The sequence below is a fragment of the Deltaproteobacteria bacterium genome (genome assembly GCA_018668695.1).
GTDB lineage: Bacteria > Myxococcota > XYA12-FULL-58-9 > XYA12-FULL-58-9 > JABJBS01 > JABJBS01.
In genome coordinates this window covers 1-12,042 of record JABJBS010000133.1, presented here as the reverse complement: position 1 = coordinate 12,042, position 12,042 = coordinate 1, and the positions used below count along the sequence as shown (strand labels likewise).

Annotated in this window: 12 protein-coding genes; 9 read left to right on the top strand and 3 right to left on the bottom strand. The window is 49.5% G+C overall.

The features are described from left to right. Positions 1 to 416 (bottom strand): hypothetical protein (locus tag HOK28_07340; protein MBT6432888.1); only part of this gene is annotated, 416 nt, incomplete at its 3' end. A 245-nt stretch (positions 417 to 661) separates the two neighbouring features. Between HOK28_07340 and HOK28_07335 the strand changes: the two genes are divergently transcribed. Beyond that, positions 662 to 1,810 (top strand): lipase family protein, encoded by a 1,149-nt coding sequence (locus HOK28_07335; protein ID MBT6432887.1) that lies wholly within the window; start codon positions 662 to 664, stop codon positions 1,808 to 1,810. 474 nt (positions 1,811 to 2,284) lie between these two features. After that, positions 2,285 to 2,485: a hypothetical protein gene (locus HOK28_07330; GenBank protein MBT6432886.1), complete on the top strand. Its 201-nt coding sequence runs from the start codon at positions 2,285 to 2,287 to the stop codon at positions 2,483 to 2,485. 27 nt (positions 2,486 to 2,512) lie between these two features. On the opposite strand, the gene HOK28_07325 is transcribed toward HOK28_07330, so the two are convergent. Both HOK28_07325 and HOK28_07320 read right to left on the bottom strand, forming a co-directional pair. Next, the gene (locus HOK28_07325; GenBank protein ID MBT6432885.1) at positions 2,513 to 2,809 is read right to left on the bottom strand and encodes a DUF3817 domain-containing protein; all 297 of its coding nucleotides are present in this window, start codon (positions 2,807 to 2,809) and stop codon (positions 2,513 to 2,515) included. A 71-nt stretch (positions 2,810 to 2,880) separates the two neighbouring features. Beyond that, positions 2,881 to 4,488, bottom strand: a complete 1,608-nt coding sequence (locus HOK28_07320; protein MBT6432884.1) for a YdiU family protein — start codon at positions 4,486 to 4,488, stop codon at positions 2,881 to 2,883. 164 nt (positions 4,489 to 4,652) lie between these two features. On the opposite strand from HOK28_07320, the gene HOK28_07315 reads away from it, so the two are divergent. The 7 genes from HOK28_07315 to HOK28_07285 all read left to right on the top strand — a co-directional run. Beyond that, positions 4,653 to 5,807, top strand: a complete 1,155-nt coding sequence (locus tag HOK28_07315) for a PQQ-dependent sugar dehydrogenase (protein MBT6432883.1) — start codon at positions 4,653 to 4,655, stop codon at positions 5,805 to 5,807. Between the two features lie 194 nt (positions 5,808 to 6,001). Beyond that, positions 6,002 to 7,672, top strand: a complete 1,671-nt coding sequence (locus HOK28_07310; protein ID MBT6432882.1) for a sulfatase-like hydrolase/transferase — start codon at positions 6,002 to 6,004, stop codon at positions 7,670 to 7,672. Between the two features lie 168 nt (positions 7,673 to 7,840). Continuing rightward, on the top strand, positions 7,841 to 9,253 hold the full coding sequence (locus HOK28_07305; GenBank protein ID MBT6432881.1) for a cellulase family glycosylhydrolase: 1,413 nt from the start codon (positions 7,841 to 7,843) through the stop codon (positions 9,251 to 9,253). 32 nt (positions 9,254 to 9,285) lie between these two features. Continuing rightward, positions 9,286 to 10,386 carry a glutathione S-transferase family protein gene (locus HOK28_07300; GenBank protein MBT6432880.1) on the top strand — a complete coding sequence of 367 codons (1,101 nt, stop codon included), beginning with the start codon at positions 9,286 to 9,288 and terminating at the stop codon, positions 10,384 to 10,386. 114 nt (positions 10,387 to 10,500) lie between these two features. Continuing rightward, positions 10,501 to 10,962: an NfeD family protein gene (locus HOK28_07295; GenBank protein ID MBT6432879.1), complete on the top strand. Its 462-nt coding sequence runs from the start codon at positions 10,501 to 10,503 to the stop codon at positions 10,960 to 10,962. A gap of 1 nt (position 10,963) precedes the next feature. Further along, on the top strand, positions 10,964 to 11,866 hold the full coding sequence (locus HOK28_07290) for a paraslipin (protein ID MBT6432878.1): 903 nt from the start codon (positions 10,964 to 10,966) through the stop codon (positions 11,864 to 11,866). Between the two features lie 10 nt (positions 11,867 to 11,876). Further along, positions 11,877 to 12,042: paraslipin (locus HOK28_07285; protein ID MBT6432877.1), on the top strand; the 166-nt coding region annotated here is incomplete at its 3' end.

Sequence of the window (12,042 nt, the reverse complement as noted above, 5' to 3'; positions counted from 1 at the left end):
GTTGTGGGCGTTAAACCAGTTGTGGATACCTCGGCAGCTTCACTTGCTACCGAGCCCGATGGCTTCTCTAGTAATTTCGTGGCCTGGGTAAGGCTCGCTAAGTCATCAAGAGCTGGCATTTTGATAGGTCGAGACGATTCCGTCTCCACTTTGGACTCAGCACTTGGCTTGCGAAGACCCTGCAAGGACCTCTCGTGCTCACCTCTCACCTGACCGGCAAACTTCTCAAGTTGTGATGGACTGATTTCAATCGAAACAGAGTCAGCAGTTCGTTGCAGGATATAAGAGTTCGGTGCTTTCTCAATCGCTGCCGCCAAGCTCGCCCCATGGACAGAGGCATCTTCAACACCGGCTTGCTTCAAAGCCTGATTGGCCAAGTCTATGAGCGTTGATTGAGCTGGTAATGTTACTTTCATGAGCTGGCTCCTATTCAACAAGCCTCGAAGGCGATTCAAATACACCACCCCACACACAGAACACCGTCCAATTGGTTGAAAATACTTTGGTTTTCTTAAACAACTCCAAAGTGGACCCAAATAAAAAGACCAATTAAATCAGCTATTTGATTGGATGGCTGTGTAAGTAATTAGTCGACAAACGCTTACAATTGCCGATATGTCCTGGTTGTGGTGGGAAGTGCCACGTTTCATGGGGGTGAATCATGGGCTTGTTTCTAAAGCCAATTCTTCAATTATTGGTCATTGCTCTTCTTCTCTTTGGCTGTGGCCAAACACAAACCAGTAATATTTTGTCTCCGGCTACACCAGAAGTTGAAACCAACCCAGAGCCCAGCAACACCCAGCCAGCCCCTGAAAGCTCCACACAACCGGAGGCTGAATCGGAACCCGAGCCTGAACCTGAGCCTGAACCCATTCAAGTATGGACAGCTCCCGAGGGCGAAACGCTCGATTGTGAAAATACGCAAATTCCGTTTACGTTTAATCCGAGCAACCCAGACTACTCTTTAAACAATGCTTTTTGGACCATGTGGTTTGCCAAACGCTCATTTACCGGTGGTGAACAATCCACTCAAGACGAACTTGCTGGTCTCGGCTTTACTGACTACCAATACATCGAGAATGAAATAGCAGGCATGCAGGCCCTCATCACCGCGAATGAGACGAGCATGGTCATTGCTTTCCAAGGCTCGAAGCAAATTATCGATTGGTTTGCGAATTTCTATTTTTTCCAGGCAGATGCTTCTTACGATGTTCAAGGCAGGGTTCACCAAGGTTTTGCAAATGTGCTCAACAGTGAGTGGGCACAAATCATGGAAACCGTCGAGCGCTTTCATCGCCCTGGCCAAGCCATATGGCTAAGCGGCCATAGCCTCGGTGCAGCACTGGCAACGATTACAGCAGCCCGACTCCTCGAAGCTGGCTACGATATTGCGCCCCTCTTTACCCATGCGTCCCCGCGAGTGGGTGATGAACTCTTTGCTCAAAACTTCTATGAGCAAACTCAAGGTAAGCATTACCGTTTCGTCAATGGCGTGGATATCGTCCCACACTTGCCACCTGCGGGTACGGCAGCCGGCGCAGCCGCTAACTTTATTCCACTTGGCCTCACCAGCTTCAGTGAAGGTTTTTTAGCGGATCTAGGATACACGCATGCAGGGCAACTTTATCGGATAGAAACAGATGGCGCCCTGACTCACTTTCCAGGGCTACAAGAGGATGAAGACAACGATTACTGGTCCAACCTCAACATCGTCTCACTCTTCGACATGATTGTTAGCGATGCCCAAGAAGCTCTTCACAACGAGAACAGCTACCTTTGTAAAATGCGTGACCTCTGGCTGGCCAACTAGTCACCAACGTCCCTGCCTATAAGCGCCCTGCCGCCTCTACCTCAACATACATCCGCTCACGGTTACCGACAGGGACATGTAGCATAATGCGATCTCGTGCATGCAGGCATCCTCTTATGTGGGACAACGGTTTTTCGACACATCGCCATAGAACCGTTATCAATCCGACGATTTGAAGTTTTAAAAACTCAGTCTTCAATGCTCTTTGTGAGCCGCATCACACTCCACTTGGCCGATGCTCGCTTCGGAACCAATAAAATCGACGTTTGAAAAACGCCAATGTGAGGCTTCGCACATTTTAGTCTCATAGAACTGGACAGATTTAGGGGAAATCTTCCGAGGCTACCGCTGCATCCTCGCATCGGTCTTTCAACCGCTTGTTAATCCGGCACTTTCATCAAACTTCCCGATTTTCACACATGGCACGCGACCTGCACTCCCTAAGGTGTAAGAACGAAGTAAAGGACAAGAGCCGTGAAGAACCAACGAACAATTCAAATGCGAAAATGGGCAATTCGAATCGTAGGCGCTAGCATACTTTGCGCATCCGCAGTTTGTGGCATGGCTAAAGAGCCAAATCTTTCAAACTATTCCTCACGGCGCAAAGAAGTTGTGACGACTCAAACCGAAAGCGAGGAGCAAACCATTATTGCTGAATTAAGTGGAGCCATCTAAGACTCAACACCAAGAACCAACGGCAATCTATACTGCTCCTTGAAGAGAGCTTAAATGCCGCTCCAGCACAAAGGGGCCGAAAGGGATCACAGAAGCCAACACCGCTATGCTTATCGTTTTCATACCCCAGCCCTCAGCCTGCGCTGCCCGCAAACCAAAACCAAAATATAAGATAAAAAGCACACCGTGAGCCCAGCCCACCAATTTCACCGCCATCGCAATTCCAAGACCATATTTGAGTGGCATCGCAATAAACAAAAGCACAAGGAATGAAATACCTTCGGCCCAAGAAATACGGCTGAACAACTTTAGTGAATCAGACATCCCACACACTCTTCTCCGGTCATAGTAATGATGACGCTCTGTAATTTACGCCGCATCCTTAACGCTCAACTCTAAGAACTACAAGAGAGCATAGAGCACCCAGCTTTATGCCGTGCCCATTCAGGCATTTTCTCAGCGAACCGCTCAAAACTTGGCTGTTCGTCGTAAGGCCGCTTCATCACTTCCATTAGCTCGTGCAACACGGACTCATCACCGTTCTCCAGCTTCTCTATTGCCAGCTGAGCAAGATAATTACGCATGACATACTTGGGGTTCGTTTCATTCATCAGCGCCTTACGCTCCGCATCCGTGCGCTTTTCCTCGGTCAACCGCTTCATATAGCGTTGTAACCACCCGGCGATTTTTTTTCGATGCTCGGCGGAGATACCCTCTGGTTGATACCATGCATCCTCTAACGGCTTCATGATATCAGCCTCGGTTAGGCTTTGGACTTCCACCTGCCCTACTTTGATCTCTGCCAGCCTTCGATAAAACAAAGTCATATCGGTTTGGACCAAGCGTAAACACTTACCGAGCCCTTCTAGCAAAGCATCATCTTCTTCCTCACGAACGTTTGTGATGCCAATCTTGCGCAAGGCCATCTCCTTGTGCGTGGTTGTAAACCTGTCGCCATACTCACCTAAAATGGCCTCTTCTAACTTCTTGGTATCCGTGACCAAGGGAGTCAAAGACTCGGCAAACCTTGCAAGATTCCACATGGCCATTTGTGCTTGATTCCCGAAGCTGTAGCGCCGTTGTCCTGCATCGGTGGTATTAGGCGTCCAAGAAGTGTCGTAGGCTTCAAGCCAGCCATAAGGTCCGTAATCAATCGTAAGCCCTAAAACAGACATGTTGTCTGTATTCATCACGCCATGCACAAATCCCACCCGCGTCCAGTGGACAATCATATCAGCAGTACGCCTGCATACTTCCTGAAACCACTTTAAGTAAATGCCCTCATCATCCACCGAGCCAAGCTCCGGGAAATGCGTAGAGATGGCATAATCGGCCAATCGCTTTAGAAGCGCTTTATCCTTTTGAGCTGAAAGAATCTCAAAATGACCAAAGCGCAGAAATGACGGAGCGGCACGGCAAACAATAGCACCCGGTTCATAAGCCGCATTGCCATCGTAAAACATGTCCCGCAAAATCTGATCACCGGTCGCAACCAAACTCAGGGCCCGTGTGGTGGGTACGCCGAGTGCGTGCATTGCTTCCGAACACAGAAACTCACGAATCGATGAACGCATCACCGCTCGTCCGTCACCCATTCTAGAATATGGAGTAGGCCCAGATCCCTTGAGCTGGATTTCCCAACGTTCAGCGCCCGCCACCACTTCTCCCAATGAAATGGCACGCCCGTCACCTAATTGACCGGCCCAACTCCCAAACTGATATCCGCCGTAACAAGTAGCCACGGGATCCATGCCTGGGAGAAGCTGATTGCCCGAGAAGACTTGCGAGAAGGTCTCTAAACCCCAACTCTCTAAGTCGATCCCCAAACGCTGGACCATTTCATCTGACCAAATAAGTGCCTTCGGATTTGAAACCGGCGTTGGCTGGACTCGGGAGTAACAAGCCCCCATCACCTGGCGACGGCGGTTCTCAAGCTCGGGGTCCCCCGTAAGCTCTCTTACAAAGCTGTTATCGAAGTTCATCGTTATAGAATTTTCAGACATCAACTCTATCGCCTTTGGTTGAAACGAGGGTTTAGTAGACTCTGATACAGCTGCGAAGTCCCTGTAATCAAGAGGCCTATCTAAGTTGCTCCAACAAATCTAAACTTCAAGCACTCAAGCACCCGCCACTTGCTTCCCACAAGCCAATCTGAGAGACATTTGGGATGTATCTGAGTTCCGAAAAGACAAACATCAAGCTGCTTGGAACGGTCTTCATAACGCTGTGTTGCCTTGCTAGCCAGCTTCCATCTGAGGCGGCTGCATCCCGAGTCTTTCCTTCAAGTCATGGGCCTATTCAAGCAACGACCTTAAAGAGCGACCTCCATCATCCCTGGGGAATGGCTTTTATTAACGCGAACCGTGTTTTAATTACCGAGCGCCGAGGTCGCCTATTGGCGTTGAACTTGAAAAGCAAACACACTCAGGTCGTGCGGGGACTTCCACGTATCATTGCTCAGGGTCAGGGAGGGCTGCTGGATGTAGCCATCGATCCCCAATTCGAAAAAAATCGTTGGGTTTACATCAGTTATACCGGAGGGCTACCGCGCTCCAAAAGCACCCACGTGGGACGCGGTAAATTACAAAATGGGAAGCTCAACCAATTTCAAGTGATTTTTAAAGCCAGCCCCTTGATGAAAAGTCAGTTTCATTTCGGTAGCCGTTTGGTGTTTTCCAATCAAGGTCATCTTTACATCTCTCTTGGAGAGCGTGGTCAAAAATCGCTGGCCCAAGACCCATCCAATCATTCGGGATCCATGATTCGCGTCTGGCCAGATGGCAGCGTTCCTGCGGACAACCCCTTTTTGAAACAAAGAGGATATCAACCCTCCATTTTTTCTTACGGACACCGCAACATGCAAGGTGCAGCTCTTCACCCCACAACAGGAGAAGTATGGGCACACGAGCACGGACCCAAAGGAGGCGATGAAATTAATGTTATTCGCCCAGGGAGAAACTATGGGTGGCCCAAAACAACCTACGGGATAGACTACGACGGCACTATTATCTCGACCCAGACGACCCTCCCCGGCATCACATCCCCAATACACCATTGGACTCCGTCTATCGCTCCCTCAGGTATGGCATTCGTTAAGGGACCGCTTTTTTCAAAATGGCGAGGTGACCTTCTAGTCGGCGCGTTAAAGGACCGGCGCTTGATGCATCTGACCATTCGAGGTGAACAAGTGCTTGAGCAAGAACCTCTGCTTGGTGAACTTGCTGAGCGCATTCGAGATGTAGAGATAGGTCCCAGCGGTGCCATTTATTTACTCACCGACAGTAAAAACGGAAGTCTTCTCAAACTGACGCCGCAACAGTGACCTCCGCGCAAAGTGACCCATTTCAGGATACGAGCACTTAACCACTGGACACCTATTTGTCACACGCGTATGAGCCCAACTTGCTGGCCTCAAAGGCCCTCATTGTGGAGTGAAACATCGCGACCGAACGCAGAACACAGGATCCAGAGGGGATAAAAGCCCTCAGTCATCCGTCTCAATCAACGACAAAACGGTTGATTTCGCTTATAAAAGCATGCGCCGGGCTCTACATAGCCCTAATAATCTACCATATCGTATTTTTTAACCGTGAGCTGCCGGAGAAAGTCACTCTAAACTATACCGAACTCCCACTCCTGCTTTCTATCTTCATAACAGGCTACCTCTTCCTGAAAGATTCCCGATACCGCGGTATCTTTGCCGCCCTGCCCATATTTCTGACTTACTTGGCTCATGACTACTACTTGTGGATCTTCAAACGCTGTCCCAACTTGCGCGAACTGACGAAAATAGAGGAGCTTCTTGGTATCCTCACTCCACTGTCTATTGCGCTGACTGTGGCGGCTACCCTTGGGCTATCGGCTATCCTGATATTCGCGCTCAATAAAAAACGGCTCCTGTCGTGGAGAATTCTCATTTTGGTTCTGTGGAGCATTCCGACGACCCTCATCTGGAACCAGCCCGGAGAAGTCTACGCCAAAGCTCGCCATGAATTTCAATTGAAACAGTGGTCAGCCTTAAAGAACGTTCAGAACCACGGGCGCCTCTTTATGACCTTCGTGAGAGCGGCCGACCACCTCAACAACCTGCGTAAACTCCAGGCCAACCTGGGCGATATAGAAAACTCCGCGTTGTACATCCAGCCCGAAGCGTTCCCAACATTCCAGCCTCGAAACGTTCATATCGTGGTGATGGAAAGTTTCATCGACGCCACTCTTTTGGAAAATGTTAAATTTAGTCGCCCACCAATTCATGAAGACATGCAAGCCATTCTCGATGCCGGTCGCTCAACTTCTATTTCACCTTATTTCGGAGGTGGAACTGCCGAAAGCGAGTTCGAGGTCCTCTGCGGCGTTCACGCGTTTACATGGTACCAAGAATTTAAGCTCATGACTGGCGCACCCACATACTGCTTGCCGCGCATACTTGGTTTAATGGGATACGATACCATTGCACGTCACCCCTTTAAACAAGTCATGTACAACCGCGACCTCGCCTACCAGTCACTGGGCTTTCAACAGAAATATTTCCTCGATACGACTGACCCTGCCATGAGGCTCTTTGAGAAGCCGCGAACCAGTGAGCATGTGCTTGACATAAACCTATATGCAAGAACACTCGAAAGTTTAAAATCACAACTTCATACCGGGCGTCCTGTCTTTAATTACCTACTGACGATGGAGGGGCATACCCCTTTCCACTTAGATTCAGCCACCCAACCCGTCGTGGTGGAAGTTGAGCCTGAGAATTGGCTCACGCAGGTCCTCGCGAATAAAACCTATTATCGAACAAAGGCGCTGGCTGGTTACATCAACAAGCTCATGACCTTAGACCCCGAGAGTATTATCATCGCCGTGGCCGACCATTTACCACCCATGACTGAACATGGTGCCTATTTCTACGAGAGCTGGGGATACAGCGCGTGGAACCAAGGTAAAAGCAAATTAGGGCTAAGAGAACAATTTCTGGTAGTCATCGACGCCGGCGAAGTCATGACACTTGCCCCGTTAAACCACTACAACATTTATCAATTCGTTCTCAACAGCCTCTCTCGCGGTGGCTACTGTAAGGACCACAGTTGCTGGAACTCTCCAAGCGACGTACCACAGGCAAGCTTATCCGAGGAAAACTATAAAAACCTGCTCGGCATGAGCATGATTCCAGAAACCACGGCCAACCTACATTAATTCACCTCACTGATAAACTTCAGCCGGCCCGCCAACTCAAAACCGAACTCCGAGACATTCTTAGCTTTCAACCGCCCTCCTCTCTGGATACTATTATCCAGTTAACCAGCTGCAAGCCGTGATCAAGCTGCAGTGTCTCAGTTGTTACAGACAAGCAGGAATCAAAACATGAAGCAGATTATTTGTACTGTCGCCGCCGCCCTCATTCTGACTGCCTGTGGAGACTCCGCACCCGATAAACCCAACCCCTTAGGCTGGCTTCATGTTGAAGACGGCCGAATCGTAGATGAAGCCAATCGTGAGATTATACTGCGAGGTATGAATGCGCGCATAGAAGGTCTCTTCGATGTGGTATTCGATGATGGCCGAACACGGCTCGAACCCATCCCAACCTTTTCGCAACAAGATGCCAACGAGATGGCTGATGTGGGTATCAACTTCTTAAGACTGCCCATCAATTGGAGCGGCCTTGAACCGGAAGAAGGTGAATTCAATCTCGACTACCTCGCGCAAATCGATGAAGTGGTGGAGCATTGTCGCAATGCCGGTATCTATGTCCTGATTGATTTTCACCAGGATGCTTATTCCAAAGAACTCGGCGAAGATGGCGCCCCCTACTGGGCCATTCTTCCACAAGCTGAATTTACCCATGAAGGTCCCCTTGAAGACCTCGATGAGCGGCGGGGCTCACCTCAAGTCCTCGATGCTTTCGAAAACTTTTTCGATAACGCTGAAGGCATCATGGACCGATTTATGCCTGCCGTGGAAATGGTCGCGGCCAGATACGCAAGCGACTCAACCGTACTCGGCTTTGAAATCATGAACGAGCCCGTTGCCTTTCACGCAACCGATGGCATCAACAAGTTGTACAATTTTTATAGTCAGGTCACTCAAGCCATTCGCGCCGTGGATGCCAAGCATACCATTTGGATGGAGCCAGACGCATCACGCAACTTCCTCTTGGTATCTGACGCTCCCAATGGCTTCGAAGATCCCAATATTGTCTACACACCACACATGTACCCTCCATTCAGCGATACCGAGACTTGGGACAGCGCAAAGTGGATCGAAGAACTCACCTATACCTACGACCGTATGATGAAAGAGAAACAAGACTGGGGCGCGGCACTCGTACTTGGCGAATGGGGAGCTAACCCCTGCTGGGAAGGTTCGATTCCCTATATTCGTGCTTCTCACAGCATCTTTAACGCACGCCTCATGGGACAAACGTTCTGGTTATGGAAAGAAAACTGCCAAGGCTTTTGGGGACTCTACGACCGCAATGAAGATGAAGATACCTGGACTCTCAATGAACAGGCCGCCAAGGAAGTGGGTCAGCCCACCGTCCACGCTGCACCTGGAATTTTTAAGAGCCTCAGCTTTGACGCAGAATCCTCGCGCCTAACCGCCGAGATTGAAACTGGGGAAGCGGGCTGGGCACAACTATTCTTACCCACCCGTTGGTATACAGACCAAGCGGTGGGAACACTTAATGGTGAAGCACTGGATTTGATTCCTCTAGGCAACAACAGATATGAAGCATTGATTCCGTCAGGAAATCACACCTTGGTTGTTGAGTAGTCCATCGATGACTCAACAAGAGGAGTCTTGAAATGGGAAAGCAGATAGAACATTTCGGGTGGTTGGTCTCACCCTACAGCGCCAAAACAAGGTCCTATCTTAAATATAAGAGAATTCCATTTAAGGATGTTGAACCGAATATTTTCGACTTTTATACGAAGATTCAAAAATCGGTTGGGCGCATCATCATGCCTACCCTCCGGTTGCCCGACGGAACATGGTTGCAAGATAGCAGCGATATCATCGACAAAATGGAATCGGCTCACCCCAATCGAAGCATCACGCCCGATGGAACCATTCAAGCCCTTGTAGCCCTCCTATTCGAACTCTATGGCGACGAGTGGCTGCCCATGGCAGCACTCCACTACCGTTGGAATATTCCGGCCAATGAGCAGTTTGCGCTTAAAGAGTTTAGTCGTTGCGCCTTACCGATAATCCCTGCAGCTTTAGGCAAACTTGTTATTCAATCCATGGCCAAGAAAATGCAGAGCTACCTTCCTGTCCTTGGGGTTACCAAAACCACCCAACCGGGCGTTGAGAAGATGGTCACCCGGCTCATCGCTGATTTGAATACACATTTGAGCGTCCACCCTTTTCTTCTAGGCGGTCGCCCGTGCATTGGCGACTTTGCTCTCTTTGGTCCGCTATGGGCACACCTCTACCGTGACCCTGGCTCAACATTCCTCTTCGATGACGCGCCTCATGTAGTGTCGTGGCTTGAGAAACTTTTAGACCCCACACATGTCTGTGGAGATTTTCTCGCCAACGATGAAATCCCCGAGACTCTCTTGCCGCTCCTCAAAGGCATCTTCGACGAGCAGATTCCATGGGTCGCTCAGCTCATCGGCCACATCAACAAATGGTGCCACCAAAACCCAGACTCTAAACGGGTGCGAGGCGCAGTGGGTGTTGATAACTTTAGTGTGGGTGGAATCGCCGGCGAGCGTAAACTCGCTACTTTTGTTCAGTGGAAGGCCCAGCGTTCCATCTTTTTCTACCAAAACTCCGACGAGCCTCAGCGCACACAGATTGCCTCTTGGCTGGATTCACTCGGCGTAGGAGGCGCACTGGATATAGATATTCAATTCCCGCTGGAGCGCCGCAACTTTAAAGCTGTCATCACGAACCGCTGAGAACGGCCCCACCATTTCAAATTAGCGCCTAAAATCAACCGATTAAATTCATTTTCAATCCCCAAGATTCTGGGATAACTTACGCCCGAACCTCCTACTAACTTGGGCAAAACGATGGATACAGTCAGTACCGTTTTATTGGTCGCAGGCATTGCACTTCTCGTCGCGGAGCTGGTTCTCCCCGGTGGTATCGTCATGTGGCTGGGCGTAAGCTCACTTCTCCTCGTTGGAGCACGGCATTATGGCTACGTCCAAGAATTGCCGAATCTCTTCTTTGCCTGGAGCGCCCTTTCGGTCGGTCTCGTCAGTTTCAGCGTCCTATTCCTACAACGGTTCTTTCGTGGGGACGTAGAATCCAATCACTTTGACGATATCGAAGAGGCAATAGGACAAGAGGTGGAAGTTGAAACGACCGTAACGCGTGAAAACAATTCCGGACGTGTCGTTTATCAAGGAACAGCCTGGAAGGCACAAACCGACGGTGAAGATATCCCGGTTGGTTCCAAAGCCGTCATCACCGGCCGAGAAAATATAACGTGGCTCGTTAAACCCCAATCAGCAACCAAGGAGGTGTAGAATGTCTACAGCCTTATTAGTCATTGTCGTCGTTGTCATATTCGTGTTGAAAAATATGTTCCTTGTTGTTCAAGAACAAAACCGCGTCATTCAAGAAAGGCTTGGTAAATACCACGCTACCCTTACCCCTGGCTTTCACTTCTTGATCCCTTTTGTCGACCGCGCTGCCTACACTCAAGAAATGAGAGAACAAGTTCTGGATGTTCCAAGTCAGTCTTGCATCACCTGTGACAACATCCAGGTGGAGGTTGACGGACTCGTTTACCTGCAAGTCGTCGACGCATCCAGTGCTTCTTATGGTATCTCCAATTACCGGAACGCTTCTGTAAACCTAGCTCAGACCACCATGCGTTCTGAAGTGGGTAAGATTGACCTGGATACGACGTTCTCTGAGCGCGACCTTCTCAACAGCAACATCGTCCGCGAGATTGACCAAGCATCAGACAGCTGGGGAATCAAAGTGTTGCGTTATGAGATTAAGAACATAGAGCCTTCCAACCACATTGTTGAGACGATGGAAAAACAAATGGAAGCAGAGCGTGACAAGCGCGCGGAAATCACCCTCTCCGATGGTGAGCGAACCGCTGTCGTTCTCGTCTCTGAAGGTGACCAAATTGAAGCCGTCAACCTTTCTCAAGGTGAGAAGGAAAAGCGAATCAACGAAGCACAGGGTAAAGCACAAGAAATTGAGCTTATCGCAGGAGCTACGGCTGATGGTGTAAGAGCTATTGCCCAAGCCATTGCTCAACCTGGAGGCGACAATGCCCTCAAGGTTCAATTGGCCGAACAGTTCCTTGTTGAATACGGAAACATTCTTCAAGAAGCGAATATCTCAGTACTTCCTGCAGACCTCGCCAACTTGAAGTCCGTTATCGAAACAGTGCAAACCTCGGTAAGAAATTAAGGAGACTGACATGGATATCAACTCAATTAGCCAAACTATTCTATCCTTATTAGGCCTCTACGTGCTTCTGCAATTTGCTCGGTCCATTCGCTTGGTCCCCAACATGCAAGCATTTATGGTTGAAAGACTCGGCCGCTATCACACCACTCTAGGGCCTGGTTTTCACGTCCTGATTC

Bases quoted from the DNA above. Each gene is read 5' to 3' on its own strand.
- HOK28_07335 (MBT6432887.1), top strand. From the start codon at position 662: ATGGGCTTGTTTCTAAAGCCAATTCTTCAATTATTGGTCATTGCTCTT.
- HOK28_07325 (MBT6432885.1), bottom strand. From the start codon at position 2,809: ATGTCTGATTCACTAAAGTTGTTCAGCCGTATTTCTTGGGCCGAAGGT.
- HOK28_07320 (MBT6432884.1), bottom strand. From the start codon at position 4,488: ATGTCTGAAAATTCTATAACGATGAACTTCGATAACAGCTTTGTAAGA.
- HOK28_07315 (MBT6432883.1), top strand. From the start codon at position 4,653: ATGTATCTGAGTTCCGAAAAGACAAACATCAAGCTGCTTGGAACGGTC.
- HOK28_07305 (MBT6432881.1), top strand. From the start codon at position 7,841: ATGAAGCAGATTATTTGTACTGTCGCCGCCGCCCTCATTCTGACTGCC.
- HOK28_07300 (MBT6432880.1), top strand. From the start codon at position 9,286: ATGGGAAAGCAGATAGAACATTTCGGGTGGTTGGTCTCACCCTACAGC.
- HOK28_07295 (MBT6432879.1), top strand. From the start codon at position 10,501: ATGGATACAGTCAGTACCGTTTTATTGGTCGCAGGCATTGCACTTCTC.
- HOK28_07290 (MBT6432878.1), top strand. From the start codon at position 10,964: ATGTCTACAGCCTTATTAGTCATTGTCGTCGTTGTCATATTCGTGTTG.